Source organism: Neobacillus canaveralius, assembly GCF_047237705.1.
Classification (GTDB): Bacteria; Bacillota; Bacilli; order Bacillales; family Cytobacillaceae; genus Neobacillus; species Neobacillus niacini_K.
In genome coordinates, this window is sequence record NZ_JBDFLL010000001.1 from 1482309 (window position 1) to 1508537 (window position 26229).

Here is a 26229-nt window from a genome sequence, read left to right on the forward strand (position 1 = left end):
ATATTGTAAGTGGGGAGGAGGATTAGAATGGCAGTACAACTGAAAATGAAGAAAGCAATCTTTCTTGTTTGGTTATTGTTGGTACCAGCAGGAATGTGGTTTACCTATCAAGCTTTTCCTCCCCACTTCTCAGGACAATGGTGGGATTTATTAGCTTTTTTGACGTTAACATCCGTTGTGGCATTTATGCCGATGGTCATTAATAATACTCCCATCTTTCTAATCCAATGGGTTTCACTTGCAACATTTTTAAGCTTCGGCTTGTTCATAGAAATGATATTTGCCCAAGCCGCTGTTGTGTTGTTACTCTTAAGGCTACGCGTTCAAAAGGAACAATATTTCCGCATACCGCTAAATTTAATTATGTTTTTCCTTGTATCTTTGGTGAGCGGAGTTGTGTACTACGCACTTGGGGGACAAACTGGTCCCAGTTTAGTAAATGACCCACATGCTATATGGCTTGCGGCGATATATGCAGTAGTAAATTACTCTTTAAATCAAGTTATTATTTCCTTTTATTTATACTTCATTTATAAAAGTAAGGAATCCTACTTTGGGAAGGATTTCATCGTTGAGACCATCACCACATTTATTACCTTGCCGCTTGGCTTTGTCCTATATATGTTTTATAACCAACAAGGCTTATTAGCTTTATTAATTGTGGCTGTTCCATTTGCGAGTTTATCGATTATTTTTAAGCTTTATTATTCAAGTGAAAAAATTAATGAATATTTACAAAAAGCGGCAGAAATTGGTCATCAAATGGCAGAACGGCTTGAGGTAGATGGAGTCATTGACCTATTTATCCAGAAGTTAAGTGAAATGCTGCCGGTTGACTATGCTTATATTTTTGATGTTAATAGTGGGGACGAGCTTCAATTAGTCCGCCGGATTCAGTGTGGTACTGGCATCACTATGGAGACTGCTAAGATCAAAAAAAATCAAGGCATAAGCGGTTATGTTTGGGAAAAGCGAAAAGGTTGCCTATACCATTCAAAAAAAGAATGGAAGCCCTATTCCAAGGGCTATCTCCCTGGCGATGCAGAAAGTTTATTAGCCGTTCCAATCGTCAGAAATAAAATAGTGATTGGGGTATTGATACTCGCTTCAAAGCGAAAAAGAGCATATGAAAAATCTCAGTTGATGATCGTGGATATTCTTTGTTCCTACTTTGCTGTTGCAATTGATAACGCAAAGCATTATGAACTCACAAAAACGCAGAGCGAAAGGTGTGCGTTAACGAAATTATATAATTATCGTTATTTTGAGAAATTATTAACGGACGAATTCGATAAACTATTTCAGTTTGAATGCAAGGTCTTATCGTTAATCATTTTAGATATTGATCATTTTAAAGATGTTAATGACACCTATGGGCACCAAAGTGGAAATGAAATTCTTTGTGAGTTGGCGACTAGGTTGAGTAACATTGTGGGTTCACGCGGTACCGTAGCTCGATACGGGGGGGAAGAATTTGTTGTTTTACTTCCTGAGTCTGATAAAGAAGAAGCCTATCAACTTGCAGAAATGATTAGACAATCTATTGCCAACTGGCCATTTATCTTGCAGCAATCCTTAGAGCTTACACAACATCAGGTAAAAATTACAGCTTCAATTGGAGTGGCAACTGCTCCTGAGGATGCAGAAGATCCACTTGCTTTGGTTCGACATGCGGATAGGGCACTATATGTTGGGGCGAAGAGGGCAGGAAGAAACCGAGTTGCTGAATATGTAAAATAAGTATATAGAGGGTTGAACATGATGTATTTCCGTGTTCAACCCTTTTATTTTTACTAAATTCTTGCTGTTGAAAAGTAAATATCTTATGCTAAACTGAAAATGATATATTTTATTAAAATTATACAAAAAAATACATATATTTTAATAGTCTATAATAAAAAAGAAATAGGGTGATGAGAGATGAATGAAAAAGGGTTAACATTAATAGAGATACTTGCTTCAATCGTAATTCTTTCAATAATAATAATTTCTCTGTTAAGCTTTTTTGTTCAATCTTCACGTTCTACTAATGTATCGAAAAGTATTATGAATGCTACCTATATTGCGCAAACGACTATGGAAGAAATGTATAGTGTTATTACTGCTACAAAATCTATTAATGAACTATCTAAACCTGCGACTTACAATGAAATTGTTAAAACTGCAAACCAGGTTGTCTATCAAAAAAACGTCTCCAACCATTCCGTAACAGTAGAATTAACCCCTTATACAGTTGATGCATCTCTTGTGAATCTTAAAGTCAAAGTAAATAAAGATACAAAACAGGAAGCCCAAATGGAGATGTTGGTATCATGGAAAAAAGAATAATGAGATTTAAATTAAATAATAATAACGGGTTAACATTAATAGAAGTGTTAGGTGCATTTACCTTACTTTCACTTATTTTGATCATGGCTAGTTCGGTTCACTTTTTTGCTCAGAATCAGGCAAAAAAACAATCGGATGAAATCGCTAATCAAACAAATGCTAGATTAGCGATGAAAGTAATTACGAAAGAAATAAGAAGTGCTGATGAGCTTGATATATATGATGGTACTAAGAAATATAGTGTGGATAGACTAGGTTATATCACTGAACAAATTAATAATAGTCCCATTGGTTTAACCATCAGTAAAAATGGTACTACTACTATATATGTATATGAAAACAATACCTTAAAAAGAAATAGTCAGCCATACATTACCAATCTGCAAAATTTTGAATTGAAAGTAAATCTCCCAAAAGTAAATCAGATTTCCATATCTGTGGCTAATCTTCCAGTAACCACAATATCCATTAGAAAATAGGTGAGAGTATGATTCGGCGGTTAAATAAAATTAAAATTGAAAACAATGAGCATGGAATGGCTTTGGTTACTGTCATGATGGTTTTAGTTGTAGTATCTGTTATGGGAGTAAGTCTAATGGGACTAGCTGCATCTAATACAAAAATGACAACCGGGGAACGAGATACCCAATCCTCTTATTATATTGCTGAATCAGGTATAAATGCCCGATTAAACGAACTCAGCAGTCTAATAAGAACAGAATATAATAATGCAGTCAGCGGTCCAAACTTCTTTTCACGCGTCGAAAATTTATTTGTTGAAAAAAACTATGGGGTAGAGACCTTTGAAAAATCCCTCGGACATCAACCATCTGCAACTGTAAAAATTCAGGCTCTAAACACTACAAACTCATTTAGTAAAGATTATAAAATTACTTCTAGTGGTGTAATAAATGGTAAATCGAGTTCCGTTTCAGCAATCTTTAATCTTACTTGGAAGCCTAAAAGTAATATTGTTCTTCCTCCCGATTCTGTATTATTTACAGATAATGAATTAATATTTCAAAACACCCCGGTTACCCTAAACGGAGAAGTAGTTTCCAACGGTTTAATTAAAATAACTGGTAGTAAAACAATTATTGGTGAAGATCAAATCAATGAAAATGCTAGAATTCCAATGGATATCCCAGAGTTTCCCGCTTTTGAAGCACCATCCTCTCCAGTTTTTACAGGTAATACGCTTACATTGGATCGAGATAAGTCCTTTAATAAAATCTCAGTTCCAGCTAATACTACATTAACAATAAATACTGAGAATAAAAATAGAATTATAGTGTTAGATATGTTAGAGGTTGGAACGAATGGAAAGATTGTGATTTCTGGCACAGGTAAGCTTTCATTATACGTGAAGAGACTTAATACTCAGACAGGTAGTGTAATTAATTATGACCAAAATATAATTAATATTTTCAGTGACCCAGATAAAAAATATCTTCCAGAAAACATGGATAAAATACAGCAACATATCAACAAATTATATCTATTCTTAGACGGACCCGGTCTTACATTAAATTCAGGATGGATCTTTGGATCAATTTTTGCAAAACAAGCCGATATTACTATTAATAATGACAATGGGATTCAAGGACATGTTATTACTCTTGGAAGCTTAGTGGTACTTAATCAGCCAAGTACTATGCCAAAATTAGTCTTTGCTCCGTATGCTGCGATTGACGCAAGACAGACATTTGCTGGGACTATAATTGGAAGCGAATTTAAATCTAGTGGTAACAACCACCAATTTATATTACAATCAGCCCGAATTGACTATGAGAATTCTCCCTTTTTTATTGACGATGGTTCAATAGAACTTAGTACGAAAGACATCTTTAGGGTAGACCCAGTTCGAGAAGGGAACTAATAGTAAGCGCATTTCAATAAATTTAATCTTAAAAGCCTCATTCTTTGGGAATTATTGGATATCCCGTTTGAAGAATGGGGTTTTTATATCGGATTATTATTGTGTATAAATATTTTCCACCTTCTTTTAATCTATTGAAAAATATAATACAATATTTAGTAGACGAATTTTGTCGATTTATTATATTTATAAAGTGATAATTATGAAGTTTTGTTTAAATATGTAGATTCATAGTAGGATAGAACTATTAGTAAAGGGGAGTGAAAGAATGCAAACGGTTATTTGGGCATTTGGTTCTATGCTTGTATTTTTGTTGATTTTCTCTGTAATACCGCTTAGTTATACACTTAAAGGTAAGGTTATAGTTGGGATAACTGGTTTTGTTTTGGCGCTGGTCGGTAACGCTGCCGCAGCATCCTTTCCAATTTGGTTAACGTTTTTGATGATGGCGGCTCTTGCATTTTTTGCGTCTTTTATTACAGAAAACCGTTTCGCAACAGTACTCTACAAGAATGGAGATCACTACCATTTTGAAGAAGGTAATTTTAAAACGGATAGTCTCCCTATTTCAAATATAAAAGTTGAGGATAATTCAGATATAGAATCTTTAGATTTGATTGAACTTGGAGTATTAACCCCAACTCCAAGTCAATCTGAAAATTTAAAAACTCAAGCTAGTCCTTCATATATGGGAAAAGAAATTGCTCCAGAGTTTGATGAGGAAGATATTTCGTTCTTACAAGTTCGTGGTGCGGAAGAAGAAGTTGTGGAGGTAATAGAGGAGCTTAATATTGACGGTGGCTATTTATCAGAAATTGAATCTTTACTTCAAAAGGAATTTGAAAAACATACAGACACTGTGGAAGAGGGCTGGTTGGATGAACTGACAGAGTTTTCAAATGAAAAGATTAAAGGTGAAAAGTCAAATGCTGATTCCTTGTTAGAAGACTTGGAATTGGAGTCGTATTTACTTGCCGAGGAAGTAGCAGTTGGAAAAGAAGATAACCATAATGAAGTGATTTCAATAAAAAAGTTAGAATTACAGAAATTAAATTGATAGGGTGAAAGGTGGCAAATTGTTTGGGAAAATATAAACAAGTAATCAAACTTTTCAGCGTTTTATTTTTCTGTACGGCATTTATTTTTAGTTTTTCTCATTATGGTGCTAAAGCATTTGAAACGTTAACCACTGCTGATGGCAAATTTTCCTCAGGAACTTCCGTAGGGTTTGTTGATCTTTCAGGTAGATCAAATAGTGAATCTATTACCGTGTTAGAAGAAAAATATGTTGAATGGATACAAAATACTAAAATTGAAATGCAATATAGTGAAAAGTTATTTCCTATTGATGTTAATTTATTTCAATTCGATGCCATAAAAACTTTAAAAAATATTCAGGACGGGCAAAAAAATCCTGCATCAATCACAATAGAGACGCAGCTGGTGGAAGAACAAATCCAAATTTTATTTCCACAGATTGATACCAAATTAATAGACATTACGAAACTCACAACAGATATTACAAATGCGGTCCTACACTTTGAAAGTGGTTCATTTGTCTTTAAATTAAATGAAGATTACTTACTATCAGATGCTGGACAACAATCGAGCGTCATTAGTGAAGTGTATATCTCATTAGCTGAGAATCCAAATGATTTAGTAACGGTACTAAATAGTAACAGTGAAATAAGTATTGCCGAGGAAGCTACCTTTTCTCTTATTGAATATGCAAAGCAGGAAAAGATTGAGACATCCTCTTCCTTAAATGTTATTGCAACAGGTATATATCAAGTGATTTTACCTACAAATATTTTGATTATGGAGCGAAATATCAGCAATTCACTACCAGAATATTCCGTATTAGGTCTTGAAGCGAATGTGAATGTTGCTAAGGGTGCTGATTTAGTCTTTAAGAATCCAAATAAAACTGTATATACTCTAAGTTTTTCACTTGTAAATAAAAATTTAAAAATAACCTTAAAGGGAAATTCGTTCCTCTACGATTATAAAATCATTAAAGAGAACGAACAGCCATTAAAACCAAAAACGATTGTTCAATATAGTCCATTAATCCTTCCCAGGCAAATAGAAGTGAAGAATGAAGGGGCAGATGGGAAACTTGTTACTGTCTATCGTGATATATTTCAGGGAAGCCAATTGGTGGAACGTCAGTTGATTTCTGAGGATTATTACCCTCCTGTCTACCGTGTTGAAGTACATGGCTTAACAGGTGCACAAAAGATTACCACTGGTGTTTCTTCTGTTAGTATCGGCAGTACAACCGACTCTACCAATTCAACTGGAAGTCAATCACAGTCAACATCTGACAATACTATACAAGACTCTGATGATGAACTTTGGGGGAAACCGAATGAACAACCAAAATAATAATATTTTAAGCAGGGAAAAAATATGAAGCAGGCTCGAAAACGTCTGGGGGACTTATTAATTGAGGAAGGGCTAATTACGCCCGAGCAGCTCCAAACAACGTTAGAGGGAAAGCCAGCAAATCAAAAAATAGGGGATGCCTTGCTTCATAGGGGTTATATAACTGATCAGCAGTTAGCTGAAGTACTCGAATATCAGCTTGGGATTCCACATATTAGCTTATTCCACTATCCCTTTGAACTGAATATTTTTTCGCTCATCTCGAAAGAAACAGCAAGAAGGAATTTAATCATTCCCTTGAAAAAAGAAGGCAACAAACTGTTTGTGGCGATGGTTGACCCAATGGATTTTATTGTTATTGACGACCTTCGTTTGTCAACAGGCTTTCAAATTGAGACAGCAATTGCGACTAAAGACGATATTATCCGATCGATTAATAAATATTACAATGTAGATGAAGGGTTAGAAGAGTTATTTGATGATTTGTCATCAAGTGAACGGGGTCGGGACGAGGATGTTACTGATTTAGACTCACCTATCGTTCGTCTTGTTAACCAGATTCTGGCTAATGCAGTCGTACAAAAGGCTAGTGATATTCATATTGACCCACAGGAAACTAAGGTAGTGGTACGCTACCGTATCGATGGTGTCCTAAAGGTAGAACGTGTTTTACCAAAGCATATGCAAAGCGTACTAACAGCTAGAATTAAAATTATGTCCAATCTAGATATAACTGAACATCGAATTCCGCAAGATGGCCGGATTAAAATGAATCTTGACTTTCATCCTATTGACCTTCGTATTTCAACCTTACCAACGGTTTATGGTGAGAAAATTGTTATGCGGATTCTGGATATGGGTGCTACTCTAAATGATATAAGTAAAATAGGATTTAACACACTTAACTATAAGCGTTTTTCCGAAATGATTGAGCAGCCAACTGGAATTGTGTTAATCACTGGACCGACAGGTTCAGGAAAATCCTCAACCCTATATGCGGCACTCAATAAATTGAACAGTGAACAAGTTAATATTATTACAATTGAGGACCCTGTTGAGTACCAATTGGAGGGAATTAATCAAATTCAGGTAAACGCAAATGTAGGAATGACCTTTGCTGCCGGTCTTCGTTCAATTCTTCGTCAAGATCCGAATATTATCATGGTCGGGGAAATTCGTGATAAAGAGACAGCTGAAATTGCCATACGTGCTTCATTAACAGGTCACCTGGTTCTAAGTACTCTGCACACGAATGATTCCTTAGGGACAGTTACGCGTCTCATTGACATGGGGGTAGAACCGTTTTTAATTGCCTCATCATTAAGCGGAATCGTGGCCCAACGACTAGTACGAAAGGTTTGCCGTGATTGTGCAGAGGTTCAGGAACCATCCAAACGTGAAATTGACATATTCGCAAGACGCGGGATGAAGATTGAAAAAATTACCCGAGGCAAAGGATGTAACTCTTGTAACATGACTGGGTATAAAGGACGAATTGCACTTCATGAGGTTCTGGTCTTAAACGATGAGATGCGAAGAATTATTATGAACGATGACTCCTTTCAAAAACTAAAGGAAAATGCGATTAAAAGTAAGACAATCTTTTTAATTGATGACGGACTGTTAAAAGTAAAACAAGGTTTAACGACAACAGAAGAAGTTTTACGCGTCGCAATACTGGAGTAGGAGAAGGTATATGAGAGAGAAGGTTGAGAATATACTGCGGGCAGCACTTGAATTTAAGGCCTCCGACATCCATCTAACTGTCGGTGTTCCCCCTGTATTTCGTATAAATGGTGATATCAAACGATATGGCAAGGATATTTTGTTACCTGACGATACAGAGGAGATTGCTAAATTAACAATTCCAGAGGATATGTGGGAGCTATTTAAAGAAAAAGGAGAACTCGACTATTCATATGGAGTTCCTGGATTGTCCCGTTTTCGTGTAAATGCCTATCACCAGCGAAAAAGTGTGTCATTAGCGCTAAGGGTAGTGGCATCAAAAACACCAACACTTGAAGATTTAAATTTACCTGATATCGTGGCAAAACTCGTTGAAAAGCCACAGGGGCTTATTCTTGTGACGGGACCAACAGGTAGTGGTAAATCGACTACTCTTGCTTCAATGATTGATTATGTCAATCGAACCCAGCGTAAGCATATTGTTACCCTCGAAGACCCAATAGAGTACCTTCACAAGCATGGAAATTCGATTATTGACCAGCGTGAAGTGGGCTTTGACACAAAATCATATGCTAATGGCTTAAAAGGTGCACTTCGACAGGATCCTGACATAATTCTTGTTGGGGAAATGCGTGACCTAGAAACTATTGGTATTGCCATAACAGCAGCAGAAACAGGTCACTTAGTGTTGGGGACACTTCATACTTCAAGTGCACCAGCAACCATCAACAGGATTATCGATGTATTTCCACCAGCACAGCAACCACAGATTCGTGTACAGTTGGCGTCAGTATTGGTAGGGGTAATTTCACAACGATTGTTTCCCACTATTGATAAGAAAGGTCGTAAAGCCGCAACGGAGATTCTTGTAAATAACCCAGCCATTGCTAACCTAATTCGTAATGAAAAAATACACCAAATCCAAAGCACTATGCAGACTTCCCGTGCCCAGGGTATGCATACTCTTGAAATGAGTATAAGAGAGTTAATAGATCGTAACTTAATACAAAAAGAAGCAGCAACCAAATATCTCCAAGAAAAGATGATGCTGGATGGCTAGGTTTAAATATTCAGGTAGAGATCGACGCGGGAAACGACAGGGCACAGTTGCAGCAGATTCTAGAAGAGAAGCAATGGTAAAGTTGAAGGAAGAAGGAATAAGAGTCATTGAAATGACTGAAGTTCCAGAAACTTTTATGAATAAAGACATTTCTTTTGGTAATCCTGTTAAACTTCAGGACTTTGTAATATATTTAAGACAATTTGCTACTCTATTAAAGGCTGGTGTAACTGTTGTTGAGGCTACTGGAATATTAGCAGCTCAAACAGAAAGCAAAGGATTAAAGAAGGCATTGTTAGCTGTTGAACAAGACTTACGTGAAGGAAATCCATATTCTGATGCTGTTTCAAAGCACAAAAAAGTATTTGATTCTATGTTCGTTAACATGGTAAGAGCAGGGGAAGTAAGTGGGAATATGGATGAAACCCTTGAGAAAATGGCTGAACATTATGAAAAGCAGCATTATACTAGACAGAAAATAAAATCTGCCCTAACTTACCCGATTGTTATTGGCATTATAGCGATTGGAGTTGTCATTTTCCTACTTATTGCTGTAGTTCCAACCTTTGTAACAATGTTTGATGACCTTGGTGCAGAGCTTCCGGCAATTACTAAATTTGTACTTGGAGCTAGTGAGTTTGTTCAAGGATACTGGTGGTTGTTGGCATTAATAGTTTTTTTATTGGTGTTTTTATTTTCCTATTTCAAAAAAAACAAGAATACAAAATATTATTTCGACCATATATCATTGAAGATACCTATATTCGGCAAAATGTTGCAAAAGGCAGCTTTAGCCAGAATGATGAGAACCCTAAGCTCATTGTTCTCAAGTTCAGTTCCTATACTACAGGCCATGGCAATTGTGGAAAAGGTTGTTGAAAATGAAGTAATAGCTAAGGTTATTAGGGAGTCTCGTGATTCCTTAGAAAAAGGTCGTTCAATGGCGGAGCCAATGAAGGACCATTGGGCATTTCCACCTCTTGTCACCCAAATGGTTACAATTGGTGAGGGAACCGGTGCCCTCGATGTAATGTTGAGTAAGATTGCGGAGTTTTATGAAAAAGAAGTAGAAACTGCAACTGACCAATTAAAATCTCTAATTGAACCGATGATGATTGTTTTTTTGGCAGGAGTAGTAGGTGTCATTGTATTAGCAATAATGTTGCCTCAATTTGAGATGTTCAAAGCATTTTAACGATAAAATTCAACAAGTTTATTAATAAAATGATATAAAGTGACATAATACAAAAATATCCTCTTTTCTTCGCAATGTAAATTAATGTATAATACAAGAGAAAATATTACTAGGTTCATAGAACCAAAAGGGAGAGAAAAAGATGGGTCAATTTATTAAGAATAAGCTCAAAGAACAAAAGGGTTTAACATTAATTGAATTACTTGCTGTTATCGTTATTCTTGGAATTGTTGCAGCAATTGCAGTACCAAGCATTATGGGCATCATTGATAAAAGTAAAAAGGATGCTAAAGTGGCAGAGGCTATTCAAATAATTAGTGCTGCTAAATTAGAACATGCTACTAATAGTGGTATAACTAATTGGAAAAAGGATGCAGCAGCAGCAACAACTGGGGCTAGTGCTACACCAGCTTATGGTGGAATAGGAAACTCTCTTTCTAATGTAAAAGATGTTTCGGAAGACTACGAAGTGAACTTTAATACTTCAACCAAAGTTTATACAATTAAGAATCATGATGCTAATAGCGTTGTTACCGGAGCAACAACCGGTGTTCTAACTGAACAAGAACTCATAGATTATTCTAACTAAAATGTTTATTAGTTATTTGATCATAACTGGTTTGTTATTGGGCTCCTTTTATAATGTAGTAGGATTAAGAGTACCATTAAAAAAATCAGTTGTTGCACCACGTTCAGCATGCACAACCTGCGGCCATCAGTTAAAAGCTTTCGAACTTATACCAGTTTTATCATTCATGATTCAAAGGGGGAAATGCCGCGGCTGTCAGTCGCGGATTTCTCCTATCTATCCGGTATTTGAATTACTTACAGGAATATTATTTGCAACGGCACCACTTGTTATTGGTTGGTCTGGAGAGCTAGTAGTTGCACTAACACTAATTTCCATGTTTATGATTATCATCGTATCAGATATAAACTATATGATTATCCCTGATAAGATTCTAATCTGGTTCGCAGGGATTTTTTTATTGGAACGGATATTTGTACCACTTACACCTTGGTGGGACAGCCTGCTTGGGGCTGTTTCTGTTTTTTTTCTCCTTTTGACCATCTCCATCATCAGTAAAGGTGGTATGGGAATGGGAGACGTTAAACTCTACGCAGTGCTGGGTTTTGTGCTAGGTTTTAAACTAGTCCTTTTATCATTCTTTCTATCAACATTATTAGGGGCTGTTATTGGTGGTTTAGCAATCCTGTTTAAGGTTGTTAAAAGACGTCAGCCTATACCGTTCGGTCCATTTATTGCAGCAGGGACCTTGACTGCTTATTACTGGGGATCAGATATTGTCACTTGGTATCTTCAGGTATTAAATCAAGGATTTTAAATAAGGGGTAATAAAATATGGCATTTTCACTATTTTCTTCGAAAAATCGAATAATAAATTTGGTACTAAATGACCATTCGATTCGTTTTGTTGAATTAAAACAGGCGAATCCCCCTGCTGCACAAAAATGGTGCGAACGATTCCTTCCTCCAGGGATTATTACGGATGGGAAAATTACCGATCTTGATTCTTTGTCAAGTATTCTTGAAGAATGTATCGACGAATGGAAGCTTCAGAGACGTCATGTTCGTTTCCTCGTTCCCGACCCACTAGTAATCATTCGTAAAGTCTCTGTTCCAGTAGATATTCTAGATGATGAAATGAAAGGGTACCTGTACCTGGAACTTGGCTCGAGTATTCATTTACCCTTTGAGGAACCTGTCTTTGATTTTTACCAGCTAGGGAACAACGGAAAGACAAAAGATATACTTTTATTTGCTGCCCCGGAACAAAATGTCATGGAATATGCCAACTTACTTTCTCGTTTAAAGTTAACTCCAGTTGCAGCTGACATTTCACCGTTGTCTTTGTATCGGCTATATCATCACCTTGGTCGTACAAAGGAAAATGAAGTGTTGTTTACGGTCCAATTTGACTTAACAAGTGTCAATCTTTGTATTTTTGAAGAATCTGTTCCACTTGTTATGCGTCAATTTTCACTACCCTTCAATATTAATCACTGGGAATTGAAACAGGACAGCTTTACAGAAATAAAATACACGGGTGAAACGGAAGAACTGGTTATCCAGTTTGAGGATATCCTGAATGAAATAAGTAAGCTCTCAGATTTTTATCGTTATACCTTAACAAATGAGAAAAAGGATGTTTCCAAGTTTCTTATAAATGGAGATCATCCAATGCTACCAGCGATTTATGATGAAATGAGAGACCGGTTTGAAACTTCTGTCGAGATGTTAAGTCTAAATACAGAAGCCTTCAACAAACAAGGAAACGTACCGTTTACTCTATTATTATCATTAGGTCTGGCTTTAAAAGAGGTGAAATGATGTTAGTAGAAATTAACTTGCTTCCCCAAAAGGAACCGAGAAATACAGGATTTATCTTTAGTCTGTCAGTGATGTTGGTACTATTTCTACTAATTGGAGGCTTTTATTTTTGGCAGGTGCAATCCGCGAAAACTGACCTTGCTAATTTAGAAAGTCAGATTGAGATGACCAAAAAGATTGCTGAAGCAGAACATAAAAATGCTGAAGCCAATGTAAGCAGTATGTCTGTAACTGTTTTACAAAATGCGGTGGAATGGGCGAATATTTATCCTATTAAAACAGTCCCAGTTATGCAGCACTTAACATCGCTTTTACCCGAACGTGGATTTATCCAATCCTTTAGTTATACTGAGGCTGGGACGGTTTCACTGACTGTTCAATTTGATAATACTAGAGAAGCTGCTTACTTTTTAGAGCATTTGAATGATTCGTTATGGGTCAAAGAAGCGAGTCTTAATTCCTTAAACATTAGTGAGAAGGAAGAAACTACAGAAACAGCAACGGAAACAAACCAGACAACAACTCAAACTGCGACTACTTCAGAGGAGAGTCAACCCGTTGTAGTAACCATTGACCCTAATAATCCGAACAGTTTCACTTATACTCCTGTAAATCCAACCTTCACAACTGAAGGGAATGATAAGTCGAAGGAACCTAATAATTACTTACCAAGATACATTGGTCAGTATGATATTAAGTTTAATAAAGAAACGATAAAGGAGCTAATTACAAAGGACCGTAGTGCTGAGGAAGGAGTGACTGGATCATGAAACTAAGTTTTTCAAAAAAAGACAAACTAATTCTGTTATTCGGTATTCTCCTTCTTATACTATTAATCGTTTTTGCTCAACTTGCTTTACTTTCCCCGATAAAAGCGGATGTTAAGATGAAAGAACAAAGTTTAAAGACTGAAAAACAGTTATTAGATACAATTACACAAGATAAAGTTGCAGTAACTCAAAAAGTGACAGAAGATACTAGGGAATTACAAAAGAATGTTCCAGTCACACCACTCCAAGAACAATTTATTTTAGACCTTGAGAAGGCAGAGAATGTTTCTAATAGTAAGATTAGCTCGATGGGCTTTTCAAAGGATGCAGATGTTATATTAGAAAATACAGAAGGTAATGCGGTAAATGGAGATACAGGAGCAACACCTGCTTCAGAGGGGGCAACGAAGGTCACTGAAGTACAAGATACAAATGCTACCGGTTTAAAAAAGCTTACGGTCAGCCTAAGTGTCGAATCACCAAACTATGAAGACTTGGAAACTTTTGTTTCGACGCTTGAGTCTTTAAAACGGATAGTTGTTATTGAATCTATCAATTATACTGGCGGTGAAGAGATTACTACTCTTGAAGCACAAGTTGAACCATTATCGTATTCACTTACAGTTTCGGCATATTACCTGCCTACTTTAGAGGATTTATTAGCTGAACTGCCAAAGATTGATGCACCGGCTCCAGCTAATAAGAAAAACCCATTAACTGGTTTTTCAGATACGACAAAAGTAAATTAATACTATCGCGAAGTTACAAATAATTTGGCGAAAGCATTCGATAACAAGACGACAAAAGTCTTGTTATTTTTTTTTGTCTTTGTGATAGGATGGTAGAAATTGCTATTGGTAGAGGGAGGAGTGCAAGTTAGTGGACAAGCCGAATCGTGGCAATACCATCAAAATCAAGTTAAATGGAGAAAGTCAACCTTTCACAGAAGAACCCATTAAGGTGGAACAAGAATCTAGTAAAGATTCTTTTACTAAAGTGATAAACGTCGACGACGATTTTAATGATCACGATGTTTTTCTCGAAACTGCTGCTTCAAAGGAATCAATCGATGAAAGTTTTGATTGGATTATTCCTGAATCTGCAGAAAACGACATTCAGGAATATAAAGTTATCAGCAGTCAAAACCAGAAAAAAGGCGGGAAAAAGAAGACTGCTTCTTTCACAACCTTTTCAATGAAGCATAATGGCGGCGTGTTAAAATCTATTATTGTAACAGCCGTTTTTGCTATCTTGATTGGGACGAGCTTTGGGGTACTAATGCTTAAGTTAGTCATTAGTGAAAACAGTAAACCAGCAGTAACTGAGCCTGTCGTCGTAGATAAGGGATCTGATAAAGGTTCCGAAGAAGCAACCGGTGGAAAAGGTAGTTCTGTTGTCCTCGGAGCCCAAACTGCGTTTATCGTCCAAGGTGGAGCTTTTACGACAAAAGATGCAGCATCTAGTGCAGCCAACCAAGCAAAAGGAAAAGGGCTTCCAGCACAAACTTTGTCAATGAGTGAAAAAGAATATTTGTTTTTAGGTGTGGCTGATTCAATTGAAACAGCTAAGGCATTAGGGGCACAATATAAAGCAGATGGATTTGAGGATGTCTTTTCCAAACAATTACCCATTTCTGAAAAGGCAGTTTCAGATATAAATGAAACCGAAAAAAGCTTTTTAGAGGCTGCTTCAACTATTTACCAACAGCTATCAAAGGTCACTTCCAACGCCATTGTTTCTGGAAATATATCATCAGAAGCTAGTAAAGAAGTTGCAGGGTTTGGTGATCAACTGAGTCAATCAGCTGACAAGCTGAAAAATGAGAAGGTAAAAAGTCTAAACAAGGAATTATCTAGTGCGTTTGAGAGTATAGAGACATTTCAAGAAAAGAAGAGTAAATATAGTTTGGTTAAAGCACAACAGCATTTATTAAATTATCTAAGTATTTATTATTCACTGTAGTCGACAAAAGCTGATATTTTCCGGGAAATTATTTTCGAATAACGAGTCTGTCTATTATGGACAGGCTTTTTGTTTTGGTATCTGAATATTTTGAATTTAAAACCAAGAGATACTTTGCATAATTTGACAATTTTCTTCGAACTTTAATGATATAAAAATTGTTTGCTTCTACAAATTCTGATACGATTAACATGTATCTCCCTAAATGATGCAAAAGGTAAGGTGATGAAATGCAAAACCTCATTTTAGCCTCTTCTTCTCCACGGCGAAAAGAACTTCTAGAAAACCTCCGATTAACATTCACAATCTCAAGCAGTGAAGTAGATGAAAGCTTTGATCCAACGCTTTCTCCAGAGGATGTAGTTATGGATCTTGCCGAACGAAAAGCACAGGTTATTTTTAAAGAAAATCCTAATGCCTATGTCATTGGTTCCGACACAATTGTTGTTGCTAATGGTGAAGTATTAGGTAAGCCAAGCGACAATGCAGAGGCAATAAAGATGTTAAAAAAGCTTTCTGGAAAAAGGCATGACGTTTACACCGGTGTATCCATATTGTCTCCAAATGGAACATCTTGTTTTTTTGAACGAACAGAAGTTTGGTTTTGGGAGTTAACGGACGAGGAAATCAATTTCTATGTACAAAGTGGTGAACCGCTTGATAAAGCAGGTGGATATGGCATTCAGCAGCTGGGAAGCATGCTTGTCAAAAAAATTAATGGAGACTATTTTGCGGTTATGGGTCTGCCAGTCGCAAGAACATATCGCGAATTAAAGAGGCTAGGCTACCAATTGTCGTGACAGCTATGTAGTTCCTTAACTCCCTATCACAGGGAGGAAGTACAATGTCAACCAATTCATTAATGATCCGTGATTTTCCTCAAGACGAAAGACCTAGAGAGCGATTTATTCAAAATGGTCCAGCCAGTTTATCGAACCATGAATTAATTGCGATCTTACTAAGAACCGGTACGAAGGATGAAAGTGTTCTTCAATTATCCAACAGGCTGCTTACCAATTTTGAAGGCTTACGGCTTTTAAAGGATGCTTCCTTGGAAGAAATGACTGAAATAAAGGGGATTGGTCAGGCCAAGGCCATTCAAATTCTCGCCGCTGTCGAAATTGGCAGGAGGATAACGAACTTAAACTATACAGACAGATATGTGATTCGTTCCCCTGAAGATGGTGCTAATTATGTGATGAATGACATGCGTTTTTTATCACAAGAGCATTTTGTTTGTTTATATCTCAACACGAAAAACCAAGTACTCCATAAACAAACCATCTTCATCGGAAGCTTAAACGCCTCGATCGTACACCCGAGGGAGGTATTTCGCGAGGCATTGAAACGATCAGCTGCTTCTATTATTTGTCTCCATAATCATCCTTCAGGCGATCCCGCTCCAAGCCGCGAAGATATTGAGGTTACCAAGAGGCTTGTGGAATGCGGGAAAATGATAGGCATCGACGTGCTTGATCACCTCATCATCGGTGAAAATAAATTTGTCTCCCTCAAGGAAAAAGGATATTTATAATACTATGATTTTTTGAATCGTTGGGATATAATAATGTTTATGATTTTTTAGGACATCTTTCGTGATTATCATATAAATTTACTAGAAAAATTACATGAATAGAAGGTATATTCACTTACCTTATGTTATTTTCGTATCAGAAAGGGAGATACAACTATGTTTGGAATTGGGACAAGAGACCTTGGTATTGACTTGGGGACGGCAAATACCCTTGTTTATGTAAAAGGTAAAGGGATTGTATTAAGAGAGCCATCTGTTGTGGCGATGCAGACAGACACGAAATCTATTGTGGCGGTTGGTAATGACGCGAAGAACATGATTGGTCGTACACCAGGAAATGTAGTTGCAATGAGACCAATGAAGGATGGAGTTATTGCGGACTTTGAAATTACAGCAGCCATGATGAAACACCATATTCGTATGGCCATTAAAAGTAAGAGCATTTTCTCCGGTAAGCCGTATGTAATGGTCTGTGTACCATCTGGAATAACGGCTGTCGAGGAAAGAGCTGTAATAGATGCAACGCGTCAGGCAGGTGCCAAGGACGCCTATACAATTGAGGAGCCATTTGCGGCTGCCATCGGTGCAAATCTTCCTGTATGGGAGCCAACCGGCAGTATGGTGGTCGATATTGGCGGCGGTACAACCGAAGTAGCGATTATTTCTTTAGGCGGAATTGTTACCAGCATCTCCATTCGTGTTGCCGGTGATGAAATGGACGATTCAATCGTTACGTATATCCGTAAAAATTATAATCTTATGATTGGTGAACGTACGGCGGAAGCCATTAAAATGGAAGTTGGTTCTGCAGGTGATGCTGAAGGTATCGATAATATGGAAATTCGCGGACGTGATTTATTAACTGGTTTGCCAAAAACCATTGAAATCACTGCGAAGGAAATTGGTGTGGCTTTAAAAGATACGGTCTATGCGATTGTAGAGGCTGTAAAAAACACATTAGAAAAAACACCTCCAGAGCTTGCAGCTGATATTATGGACCGAGGAATCGTCTTAACAGGCGGTGGCGCCCTGCTTCGAAATCTGGACAAGGTAATCAGTGAAGAAACAAATATGCCTGTACTTATCGCTGAAAACCCACTTGATTGTGTAGCAATCGGCACAGGAAAAGCCTTAGACCATATTCAATTATTTAAAAACAAAGCAAAAGAATCCAGATAAAGAGTAACTACGTAGAAAATTAGAGGTGTATAATCATGCCACAGTTCTTTTTGAATAAACGATTGATCGTTTTGCTGGTTAGCATAATTGTTCTCGTGGCATTGATTGGGTTTTCGTTAAGGGAGAGAAGTAAACTATCCTGGCCGGAGCAGTTTTTAAAGGATACTGCCGGCTTGGTTCAATCCCTGGTCTCAAAGCCTGCTCATTTGGTTGCAGGTTTTTTTGAGAATCTTCAGGACTTGCAAAATACATATGAAGAGAATAAAGAATTAAAATCACGGATGGAGAAACTTGTTAGCCTTGAAGCACAGGTACAGGAGCTGGAAAAGGACAATAAAGAACTGCGTGATATTCTCGGTGAAGAAGAGACCCTGAGAGATTTTGAACCTTTACAGGCAACAGTAATAGGTAGAAACCCTGATCGTTGGCATGAAATGATTATTATCAATAAAGGGAAAACAGACGGAATTAAAAAAAATATGGCCGTTGTCACTGCACATGGCTTAATTGGCAAAGTAAAAACCGTCAATCAATTTAGCTCAACCGTTCAACTGTTGAGTGCGATGGATCCAAAGAATCGGATCTCTGCTATTGTGCAAGGTGACACAAATGTCTTTGGTCTTGTAGAAGGCTATGATGAAGAGAAAAAAGCTTTATTAGTGAAGGCCATTCCATCTGGAGTGGAAATTAAAGTAGGACAAAATGTCATTACTTCTGGTCTAGGTGGCGTCTTTCCTCAAGGCTTGCAAATTGGTAAAGTAATTGAGGTTAAGCCAGACCAATACGGATTGAATCAAACAGCATTAGTTGAACCAGGTGCGGATTTTTATGATTTAGAAAATATCATTGTGATCACCAGAACAATTGCCCAGCCTAGTGGAAAAGATATGGCTGGCGAAGGAGAGGAGGAGGAGGATTTGTGAAGAAATTCCTGCTTCCTCTTTTGTTTCTATTCCTTTTCTTATTAGAGAGCTTGTTTGCTCAATATGCCCCTCCTGAAGTTTTTGGCCGTAACTACATTTTGGCGCCTCATTTTCTGTTTGGAGGTATCTTGTTCTTAGCCATCTATGCAGGCAGAAAATACGGAATCATTTATGCAGCAATTTTTGGACTGCTATTTGATATTGTGTGGATTGAAATTATTGGCATTTACCTGTTTCTATTTCCATTCATTACCTACCTTATTTCGAAAATCATGCATGTGCTCCAAACGAATATCATTGTCGCGTTTTTTATGTCTCTAGTAGGAATTGCCTTACTGGAATTAGGTGTCTATGAAATGGACTTTTTAATCCATATCACCACACTTGAATTTATGAGTTTTTTGAAGATGCGTTTTTATCCTTCACTTATTTTAAATGCCGCTTTCCTTTTGATTGCTGCATATCCTTTAAAGCGTCATTTTGAAAGTTTTGCAGAAAGCTTACGAGATGAATAAGATTTGTATTTCTTTTTAAAAAAAGGAGAATACATAATGCGTGTCGAATTGTATAATAAAAGTGTGTCTATGGCTTAACAGATGCCGCATGAATGTGTTTCTTATTATTTGAGGTGAGTTTTCTCCATGAAAAAGCGACAAAATGTTACGATTAAAGGTACGAAGGATGGAATTGTCCTTCATCTTGATGATAGCTGTTCCTATGATGAGCTGAAAAAGGAGCTTGATGAAAAACTCTCGGCAAACCAAACCACTCCAGCTGAGCGTCAATTGACCCCTGTTAAGGTTGATGTTGGCAACCGGTATTTGGACGACGCTCAGCGTGAAGAAATAAAAGATTTGATCCGCCAAAAGAAGAATTTAGTGGTCGATACAATTGAATCAAGTGTCGTCCTAAAAACAGAAGTAGATAAACTGAAAGCTGAGAACGAAGTTGTTACCGTAGCACGAATCATTCGGTCTGGACAAGTATTAGAAGTTCCAGGAGATTTGTTACTAATTGGCGATGTTAATCCAGGTGGAACCGTGATTGCAGGAGGCAATATTTTTATCATGGGGTCTTTGAAGGGAATCGCTCATGCAGGAGTTTTGGGCAATGAACAGGCGGTTATTGCCGCTTCCAGTATGCAGCCATCACAGTTAAGGATTAGTGACTGTCTAAACCGTGCACCAGATAAAGCGCAACAAAATGAAAAACGTGAAATGGAATGTGCTTATATCGACGATAACCATCAAATCATCGTAGATAGATTGCAAGTTTTAATAAATTTAAGGCCTAATTTAAATAGATTCGAAGGGGGACATTAATGTGGGAGAGGCAATAGTAATTACATCCGGTAAAGGCGGCGTCGGAAAAACCACGACTTCTGCTAATATAGGTACAGCGTTGGCCCTTCAAGGCAAAAGAGTATGCTTAGTGGATACGGATATTGGCCTTCGAAATTTAGATGTCGTTATGGGGCTGGAAAATCGAATTATTTATGATCTTGTGGACGTGGTGGAAGGTAGATGTAAAATTCACCAGGCACTCGTAAAAGATAAGAGATTCGAAGATTTATTGTATTTGCTTCCAGCAGCGCAAACAGTTGATAAGTCAGCTGTTAAGCCAGAACAGATGCACAAACTAATTAATGAGCTTAAGCAAGACTATGATTATATTATTATTGATTGCCCTGCTGGAATTGAGCAAGGTTTTCAAAATGCGATTGCCGGGGCGGACCGTGCGATTGTCGTAACAACTCCTGAAGTTTCGGCTGTTCGTGACGCAGATAGAATCATTGGTTTACTTGAGAAAGCAAAGACTGTCGAGTCACCGAAGCTTGTCATTAACCGTATTCGAAATCATATGATGAAAAGCGGGGATATGTTAGATGTGGATGAAGTTACTGCACATTTATCCATTGAGCTAATTGGAATTGTCGCAGATGATGAGGAAGTAATTAAAGCATCTAACCACGGTGAACCAATTGCCTTAAATCCAAATAGTAAAGCGTCTATAGCATACCGTAACATCGCTAGACGTATTCTCGGTGAATCAATTCCATTACAGCCGTTAGAAGACAAAAATAAAAGTGTTTTTGGTAAAATTAAACAATTTTTTGGTGTTAGATAATAAATATGCCTGTCCATTTAAACGTGGACAGGCTTTTTAGTGTGTTCCTAAATTATTAATATTCAAGTAAATAAACTGTGAGTCCTGCTCTATTATATCGTGGTAGTCTCCCTCTAGGAGCATACAAGTCAGCAATAAAAATCCCAATTGCCTCACCAGCATACAAGTACGCTTGAACATTTATTCCTGTGATGGTACTTATCCCGTTTGCATCAAAAGTGGAACCTATTAGAGGGTCAGATCCATCATGCCGCCGGTTGATGTTGAACATCACCGATTGCTCATCTTCTAATATTACTGATACATCCGCTGTGATCTGATAAACACCTGACTTGTGTACTGTAATACTATTTGCCGCGATATCTGGTCTAGTATTTTGGTAAGGTCCTGCTATAGTAAAATCTATTAGGTTTCCAGCCGTTAGAGGAATAATTTTACCATCAGGAAGATCTTCTTTATATAAGGATCCATAAGTAAATGGCTTTACATTTTTGGTTCTCATATGATTTCACCTTGGGTTTTATAGGCAAAGGTCAACCGCCTAATTCCTCACACTTAATCAGTTGAGGATATGAAACTCCTCGGGAAATGGAGTAGACCATTGCTTGTTTGGAAGACAATTCTTTAATAAGGAATTCTACTTGGGGTGCAAGCTCTAGAGTCCCACACGTATAAAAATCTAATGATACATACCTTTCCTCCGGCCAAGTATGAATTGATAAATGAGAAGTGGATAAAACCAGTACCCCTGTTACACCTTGTGGCTCAAATGGGTGGAAGTAAGAGTATAAAATTTCCATATTTGCATCAAGTGCTGCTTTTTTACACATTTCTTCTAAAAATTTGATGTCATTTAAATGAATAGAATCGCACTCAAATGCGTCAATGATAATATGCTTTCCTTCTTTGCTCAAAGTCTCTTTCCCCTCCGTTTTCCTTTGTAAGTTATCGTATGGGATTTATCAAAAATAAATTGTACGGTTGTCCATATTTTCTCGAAATACCACCTAAAAAAGGGCTCTACTCATTGAACAGCTAAATTCGAGTAGAGTCTTTTTTGGTAGGTTACCTTCGAAGTTCTTGTTTATAAATTTCATGTAATTTTAGGTTGGACAAGGTATTCATATGTGAATTTTCCTGGACTGACCGGAATTTTGACGGAAAGACAAATAAAGTCGATAGGTCATCAGGAAGTGTTTGATAAGGGACAGCTACTTTTCTTTTCGGCAAATGAAACGGCTTTTTAGAAGCAATGTGGAATCCCCAATCCCCGAATGAAGGAACTTCGGTATGGTAACTCCTAACATGCATTCCAGTCCCTTTTAGTGATAACCCAATGCTCCAGTATACAAATGGAGCATATTCTGGTGAATGAGATTGACAGACTAGAATGCCATCTTTCGTAAGAAGATTGGATAATTTTTTAAAAAATTCCACCGTATATAATCGGCTCAATATTTCATCGCCCGGATCTGGCAAGTCCACAATGATGACATCATAGTGTTCCTTTTGTTCTTTTTGAAATACCTGGATATCCTTTTGGTGGACGGATACGCGCTTATCTTGGAGTGCTTGTTGGTTTAGGTTCGCTACCTTTGGTATATTACTCGCCATGTGAATCATTAATGGATCAAGGTCAACTAAGTCAATATGCTTCACATCTGGGTATTTTAGAACTTCACGAATGGCAAATCCATCTCCACCACCGGCAATCAGTATACGTTCCCGTTTTTGAACCATGGAAAGCGCCGGATGAACAAGTGCCTCATGATAGATTTGTTCATCTAAAGAACTAAATTGTAGCTGCTTGTCTAGATATAGACGCACATCGCTTGTTTCCAAAACTTTTACACAATCCCCTTTTTTACCGCCTTCATAAAGCAACCTGTGTGGATTGGAGAGCAGATGACGAAGCTCTTTCGTTTCGTCTGGATCTTGGATTTCCATTGAATTTGCTGAAAAAAGGTTGTGGAGATTTAAGGATATGATTGAGTTAACTCTAGCTTGATTCCTGACTGATCTCACCCGGTTCGAAAAAGTAAACCATGAATTTAAATCTTCAGGAAGTGTACGATTTTGAATATTAATCTTTTTTTCTTCTCCCCATACAAACCGTTTCTTCGCAGCAAGATGAAATCCGCAATCTCCAAACCAAGGAACGTTAACGTGATAGTTAAGGGAGTGCAGGGAAGCACTCTGAAGTGTTTTTTCAATACTCCAGAATGCCACCGGATTATCTTCAGGTGAGGTAGACGTGACAACCAATATTCCGCAATCGGTTAGAAGGTTGGACAATTTTTTAAAGAATTCTTTTGTGTATAGTTTGCTTACTTCCTTGGTTTCCGGATCTGGAAGATTAGCGATTATGACATCAAACTGCGGATGATTTGTTAGAAGGAAATCATAAATGTTGCTTTGGGAAAATTGAACCCGGTTATCGAAGAAAGAACCTTCGTTCATTTCGGAAACTTCAGGTGTTTCCTGGGCAGCTATAAGGGTTACTGGGGAAAGGGACACTTGACTGACGTGGCATACACTTGAATATTTGAGAATTTCCCGCAATGCCAATCCGCATTCATCCCCGATAATTAAAACGCGTTTATGCTGATCTGTTAGAACAAAAGCTGGATGGACAAGAGCCTCATGATAAATTCGCTCATCCATTGAATTCCATACTAGTTGATCGTTCCGGTATAATCGTATATTCTTCGTTTCTATTAGGAGCACGTCCTGATATGGACTCTTACCCTTAAAAATTACTTGGTGAGGGCCCTTTAATAATTGCTCTAACTCAATTAAATCGTAAACATCCCCACGAAAAGAATCATGTTTGTCACTGGTAGACAAAATTATTCACCTCTATTTATTTAACTTACAGCCATTATATGGATAAGCAATAAAAATGTGTGGCTTATCCACAAATCCATGAAAGTTTCAGTTAACCAGTACTGGATTCAATTGAGTATTGGTAATATATGTATAAATGTCCAAAGCGCTATGAAAAAAGTCCAAAACCATCTAAAAATATTAAAAACCCTAAGAATAATGTTCAAAGCCACGAAGGAAGCATTCTATAACCCTAAATAAAAATTCCTTGAGTCATACTCTTAAGGACAACCTCATAGACTTGTACAAAAAGGTCACTAAAGGTTGGTGGGTATAATGCGGTCTACTCCAGAAGAAATACGACGACGAATCGCAAAGCGGAAAAGAGAGCAAGGGTCATCAGGAAAAGGTCCGGAACGTGAAATTACTTGGCCGGGGGATGATGAAAAATACGGTGCTAATCATTTCTCTTCCTATGAAGCAGGTAAGGATGATGGCATCCATCCATTATTCAAAAAGGAAGTTTTCATCTTCAAAATTTTGGCATCAGCTCTATTATTTCTTTTAATTGCTATTATGTTCCGAGAAAACAATGCAACATTTGCTCCAGCAAAGGATTTTGTAATGAAAACTATGGAGCAGGATTTTAAATTTGCCACAGTATCCAAATGGTATGAAGACCAATTCGGTAAGCCTCTAGCTCTTCTGCCGTTTAAAGACGAAGAAAAAGGTGGAGAGCAAAATGTAGTCGAGAAAGACCCTTCTATACCTGTTTTCTCAGGGAAGGTCCTCGAAAACTTTGAAAAAAATGGACAGGGAATTATGATTGAAACAACAAAGGGAGCTACTGTTGAAGCGATGAAAGAGGGAAATGTCATGTTTGCTGGTGTTAAGGAAGACACGGGTAAAACCGTCATTATCCAGCACGCGGATCAGACTCAATCGACCTACGGTAATCTCGATGAAATTAAGGTTAGTTTATATGAATTTATTGAAACAGAAACGGTCGTAGGTACTGCTTCAGAATCAACAGGAGAAGACAAAACGAAGGGTAAGTATTATTTTTCTATAAAAAAAGGCGATGCTTTCATCGATCCAATCCAGGTGATCCGCTTTGAATAGAGCCATATCTTTATTACAACAGGTCTATATCCATCCATTGTTATGGTTTGTCATTGCAATATCGATTGCTACAGCACATTTCCTCGAGGTATGCCTTTTAATCGGCATCATTTTCATCCATGAAATGGGGCATGCTGCTGCGGCTTCTTTTTTTCATGGCGTATTAAAAAAATTACCCTCCTCCCCTTTGGCGGGGTAGCTGAAATGGAGGAGCACGGGAATCGACCGTTAAAGGAAGAGGCCATTGTTGTTCTTGCAGGACCTGCTCAGCACATTTGGATGGTGGCAATAGCTTTCGCGCTATTCTCCTTTGATTTGATGTCTGAGGATTTGTTTCAATTATTTTTTTACTACAACATCATGATTTTTATCTTTAATCTATTTCCAGTCTGGCCGCTTGATGGTGGAAAGTTGATATTCATGTTTCTTTCCTTAAAAAAATCATTTCCCATCGCTCACCGATTAACATTAATCATTTCTTTTTTCAGCGTTGGAATCTTTTCGGTAGTTACGCTTCTAGCCGCTCCGCAGCAACTAAACGTCTGGGTTATCGTAGGATTCTTATTATTTTCTCTTTATCATGAGTGGAAGCAGCGCCGCTATATCTTTATGAGATTCTTACTTGAGCGATATTATGGTAAAAAAAGCGATCTCCATGCTCTAAAACCAATCCAGGCGAACGAGCAGGACTTGCTGATTGACGTCTTAGAAAAATTCCAACGTGGCTGTAAACACCCGATTATCGTAGAGAGCGATGGCAAAGAAAAAGGGATGCTGGATGAGAATGAACTGCTGCATGCTTACTTTTCCGAAAAACGATTAACCGATAAAATCAGCGACCTTCTTTTTTCTTATTAAATTGGTATAATAACAATAATTAGAACAAAAGTGAGGATG

General features: G+C 37.5%; 26 protein-coding genes and 1 pseudogene. 24 read left to right on the forward strand and 3 right to left on the reverse strand.

Going from position 1 to position 26229, the window contains the following annotated elements:
* Positions 1-27 precede the first annotated feature (27 nt).
* The 22 genes from ABC255_RS07240 (at position 28) to minD (ending at position 21384) form a co-directional block, all read left to right on the forward strand.
* Positions 28-1740 (forward strand): sensor domain-containing diguanylate cyclase, encoded by a 1713-nt coding sequence (locus ABC255_RS07240; RefSeq protein WP_412992381.1) that lies wholly within the window; start codon positions 28-30, stop codon positions 1738-1740.
* Positions 1741-1920: 180 nt separating this feature from the next.
* Positions 1921-2328 (forward strand): prepilin-type N-terminal cleavage/methylation domain-containing protein, encoded by a 408-nt coding sequence (locus ABC255_RS07245; protein WP_412992383.1) that lies wholly within the window; start codon positions 1921-1923, stop codon positions 2326-2328.
* Positions 2313-2807 (forward strand): PilW family protein, encoded by a 495-nt coding sequence (locus tag ABC255_RS07250; protein WP_412992385.1) that lies wholly within the window; start codon positions 2313-2315, stop codon positions 2805-2807. The genes ABC255_RS07245 and ABC255_RS07250 overlap by 16 nt, the downstream gene beginning before the upstream one ends.
* A gap of 8 nt (positions 2808-2815) precedes the next feature.
* A complete protein-coding gene (locus tag ABC255_RS07255; protein WP_412992387.1) occupies positions 2816-4207 on the forward strand; it encodes a PilX N-terminal domain-containing pilus assembly protein in 1392 nt (463 codons plus the stop codon).
* A 268-nt stretch (positions 4208-4475) separates the two neighbouring features.
* Positions 4476-5264 (forward strand): hypothetical protein, encoded by a 789-nt coding sequence (locus tag ABC255_RS07260; RefSeq protein WP_412992389.1) that lies wholly within the window; start codon positions 4476-4478, stop codon positions 5262-5264.
* Between the two features lie 23 nt (positions 5265-5287).
* Positions 5288-6595, forward strand: a complete 1308-nt coding sequence (locus tag ABC255_RS07265; protein ID WP_412992391.1) for a G5 domain-containing protein — start codon at positions 5288-5290, stop codon at positions 6593-6595.
* 24 nt (positions 6596-6619) lie between these two features.
* On the forward strand, positions 6620-8281 hold the full coding sequence (locus ABC255_RS07270) for a GspE/PulE family protein (RefSeq protein WP_412992393.1): 1662 nt from the start codon (positions 6620-6622) through the stop codon (positions 8279-8281).
* Positions 8282-8291: 10 nt separating this feature from the next.
* A complete protein-coding gene (locus ABC255_RS07275) occupies positions 8292-9341 on the forward strand; it encodes a type IV pilus twitching motility protein PilT (protein WP_412992395.1) in 1050 nt (349 codons plus the stop codon).
* Positions 9334-10536: a type II secretion system F family protein gene (locus tag ABC255_RS07280; protein WP_412992396.1), complete on the forward strand. Its 1203-nt coding sequence runs from the start codon at positions 9334-9336 to the stop codon at positions 10534-10536. Before ABC255_RS07275 ends, ABC255_RS07280 begins: the two co-directional genes overlap by 8 nt.
* 142 nt (positions 10537-10678) lie before the next feature.
* Positions 10679-11125: a type II secretion system protein gene (locus ABC255_RS07285; RefSeq protein ID WP_412992398.1), complete on the forward strand. Its 447-nt coding sequence runs from the start codon at positions 10679-10681 to the stop codon at positions 11123-11125.
* Position 11126: 1 nt separating this feature from the next.
* Positions 11127-11882, forward strand: coding sequence for a prepilin peptidase (locus tag ABC255_RS07290; RefSeq protein WP_412992400.1), 756 nt, complete (start codon positions 11127-11129; stop codon positions 11880-11882).
* Positions 11883-11899: 17 nt separating this feature from the next.
* On the forward strand, positions 11900-12889 hold the full coding sequence (gene pilM, locus ABC255_RS07295) for a type IV pilus biogenesis protein PilM (protein WP_412992402.1): 990 nt from the start codon (positions 11900-11902) through the stop codon (positions 12887-12889).
* Positions 12889-13659 (forward strand): PilN domain-containing protein, encoded by a 771-nt coding sequence (locus tag ABC255_RS07300; protein WP_412992404.1) that lies wholly within the window; start codon positions 12889-12891, stop codon positions 13657-13659. Before pilM ends, ABC255_RS07300 begins: the two co-directional genes overlap by 1 nt.
* The gene (locus ABC255_RS07305; RefSeq protein ID WP_412992406.1) at positions 13656-14408 is read left to right on the forward strand and encodes a pilus assembly protein PilO; all 753 of its coding nucleotides are present in this window, start codon (positions 13656-13658) and stop codon (positions 14406-14408) included. Before ABC255_RS07300 ends, ABC255_RS07305 begins: the two co-directional genes overlap by 4 nt.
* 130 nt (positions 14409-14538) lie before the next feature.
* Complete coding sequence (locus ABC255_RS07310; protein WP_412992407.1) at positions 14539-15621, forward strand: hypothetical protein; 1083 nt, start codon at positions 14539-14541, stop codon at positions 15619-15621.
* A 230-nt stretch (positions 15622-15851) separates the two neighbouring features.
* A complete protein-coding gene (locus tag ABC255_RS07315) occupies positions 15852-16421 on the forward strand; it encodes a Maf family protein (protein ID WP_412992409.1) in 570 nt (189 codons plus the stop codon).
* A gap of 44 nt (positions 16422-16465) precedes the next feature.
* A complete protein-coding gene (radC, locus tag ABC255_RS07320; RefSeq protein ID WP_412992411.1) occupies positions 16466-17155 on the forward strand; it encodes a RadC family protein in 690 nt (229 codons plus the stop codon).
* 156 nt (positions 17156-17311) lie between these two features.
* Entirely contained in the window at positions 17312-18334 is a 1023-nt protein-coding gene (locus tag ABC255_RS07325; protein ID WP_412992413.1) for a rod shape-determining protein, read from the forward strand.
* 35 nt (positions 18335-18369) lie between these two features.
* The gene (gene mreC, locus ABC255_RS07330) at positions 18370-19257 is read left to right on the forward strand and encodes a rod shape-determining protein MreC (protein WP_412992415.1); all 888 of its coding nucleotides are present in this window, start codon (positions 18370-18372) and stop codon (positions 19255-19257) included.
* Entirely contained in the window at positions 19254-19772 is a 519-nt protein-coding gene (gene mreD, locus ABC255_RS07335; protein ID WP_412992417.1) for a rod shape-determining protein MreD, read from the forward strand. Before mreC ends, mreD begins: the two co-directional genes overlap by 4 nt.
* 126 nt (positions 19773-19898) lie before the next feature.
* On the forward strand, positions 19899-20579 hold the full coding sequence (gene minC, locus ABC255_RS07340) for a septum site-determining protein MinC (protein WP_335533737.1): 681 nt from the start codon (positions 19899-19901) through the stop codon (positions 20577-20579).
* A 1-nt stretch (position 20580) separates the two neighbouring features.
* On the forward strand, positions 20581-21384 hold the full coding sequence (minD, locus tag ABC255_RS07345) for a septum site-determining protein MinD (protein ID WP_335533734.1): 804 nt from the start codon (positions 20581-20583) through the stop codon (positions 21382-21384).
* A gap of 55 nt (positions 21385-21439) precedes the next feature.
* On the opposite strand, the gene ABC255_RS07350 is transcribed toward minD, so the two are convergent.
* From ABC255_RS07350 to ABC255_RS07360, 3 genes are all read right to left on the reverse strand, one after another.
* Positions 21440-21886 carry a hypothetical protein gene (locus tag ABC255_RS07350; protein WP_412992420.1) on the reverse strand — a complete coding sequence of 149 codons (447 nt, stop codon included), beginning with the start codon at positions 21884-21886 and terminating at the stop codon, positions 21440-21442.
* Between the two features lie 31 nt (positions 21887-21917).
* The gene (gene speD / locus ABC255_RS07355) at positions 21918-22298 is read right to left on the reverse strand and encodes an adenosylmethionine decarboxylase (RefSeq protein WP_412992421.1); all 381 of its coding nucleotides are present in this window, start codon (positions 22296-22298) and stop codon (positions 21918-21920) included.
* Positions 22299-22449: 151 nt separating this feature from the next.
* On the reverse strand, positions 22450-24231 hold the full coding sequence (locus ABC255_RS07360; protein WP_412992423.1) for a spermine/spermidine synthase domain-containing protein: 1782 nt from the start codon (positions 24229-24231) through the stop codon (positions 22450-22452).
* A gap of 315 nt (positions 24232-24546) precedes the next feature.
* On the opposite strand from ABC255_RS07360, the gene ABC255_RS07365 reads away from it, so the two are divergent.
* Entirely contained in the window at positions 24547-25332 is a 786-nt protein-coding gene (locus tag ABC255_RS07365) for a peptidoglycan DD-metalloendopeptidase family protein (RefSeq protein ID WP_412992425.1), read from the forward strand.
* Positions 25325-26190 (forward strand): annotated as a pseudogene (locus ABC255_RS07370) (M50 family metallopeptidase). Before ABC255_RS07365 ends, ABC255_RS07370 begins: the two are co-directional and overlap by 8 nt.
* Positions 26191-26229: the final 39 nt, after the last annotated feature.

Excerpts from the sequence above, each read along its gene's own strand:
- ABC255_RS07300 (WP_412992404.1), top strand. The coding sequence starts at position 12,889 with ATGTTAGTAGAAATTAACTTGCTTCCCCAAAAGGAACCGAGAAATACA.
- ABC255_RS07260 (WP_412992389.1), top strand. The coding sequence starts at position 4,476 with ATGCAAACGGTTATTTGGGCATTTGGTTCTATGCTTGTATTTTTGTTG.
- ABC255_RS07315 (WP_412992409.1), top strand. The coding sequence starts at position 15,852 with ATGCAAAACCTCATTTTAGCCTCTTCTTCTCCACGGCGAAAAGAACTT.
- ABC255_RS07240 (WP_412992381.1), top strand. The coding sequence starts at position 28 with ATGGCAGTACAACTGAAAATGAAGAAAGCAATCTTTCTTGTTTGGTTA.
- ABC255_RS07245 (WP_412992383.1), top strand. The coding sequence starts at position 1,921 with ATGAATGAAAAAGGGTTAACATTAATAGAGATACTTGCTTCAATCGTA.
- ABC255_RS07305 (WP_412992406.1), top strand. The coding sequence starts at position 13,656 with ATGAAACTAAGTTTTTCAAAAAAAGACAAACTAATTCTGTTATTCGGT.
- ABC255_RS07275 (WP_412992395.1), top strand. The coding sequence starts at position 8,292 with ATGAGAGAGAAGGTTGAGAATATACTGCGGGCAGCACTTGAATTTAAG.
- pilM (WP_412992402.1), top strand. The coding sequence starts at position 11,900 with ATGGCATTTTCACTATTTTCTTCGAAAAATCGAATAATAAATTTGGTA.
- ABC255_RS07285 (WP_412992398.1), top strand. The coding sequence starts at position 10,679 with ATGGGTCAATTTATTAAGAATAAGCTCAAAGAACAAAAGGGTTTAACA.
- radC (WP_412992411.1), top strand. The coding sequence starts at position 16,466 with ATGTCAACCAATTCATTAATGATCCGTGATTTTCCTCAAGACGAAAGA.
- ABC255_RS07365 (WP_412992425.1), top strand. The coding sequence starts at position 24,547 with ATGCGGTCTACTCCAGAAGAAATACGACGACGAATCGCAAAGCGGAAA.
- ABC255_RS07325 (WP_412992413.1), top strand. The coding sequence starts at position 17,312 with ATGTTTGGAATTGGGACAAGAGACCTTGGTATTGACTTGGGGACGGCA.
- mreC (WP_412992415.1), top strand. The coding sequence starts at position 18,370 with ATGCCACAGTTCTTTTTGAATAAACGATTGATCGTTTTGCTGGTTAGC.
- ABC255_RS07350 (WP_412992420.1), bottom strand. The coding sequence starts at position 21,886 with ATGAGAACCAAAAATGTAAAGCCATTTACTTATGGATCCTTATATAAA.
- minC (WP_335533737.1), top strand. The coding sequence starts at position 19,899 with ATGAAAAAGCGACAAAATGTTACGATTAAAGGTACGAAGGATGGAATT.
- ABC255_RS07280 (WP_412992396.1), top strand. The coding sequence starts at position 9,334 with ATGGCTAGGTTTAAATATTCAGGTAGAGATCGACGCGGGAAACGACAG.
- ABC255_RS07270 (WP_412992393.1), top strand. The coding sequence starts at position 6,620 with ATGAAGCAGGCTCGAAAACGTCTGGGGGACTTATTAATTGAGGAAGGG.
- ABC255_RS07255 (WP_412992387.1), top strand. The coding sequence starts at position 2,816 with ATGATTCGGCGGTTAAATAAAATTAAAATTGAAAACAATGAGCATGGA.
- ABC255_RS07290 (WP_412992400.1), top strand. The coding sequence starts at position 11,127 with ATGTTTATTAGTTATTTGATCATAACTGGTTTGTTATTGGGCTCCTTT.
- ABC255_RS07250 (WP_412992385.1), top strand. The coding sequence starts at position 2,313 with ATGGAAAAAAGAATAATGAGATTTAAATTAAATAATAATAACGGGTTA.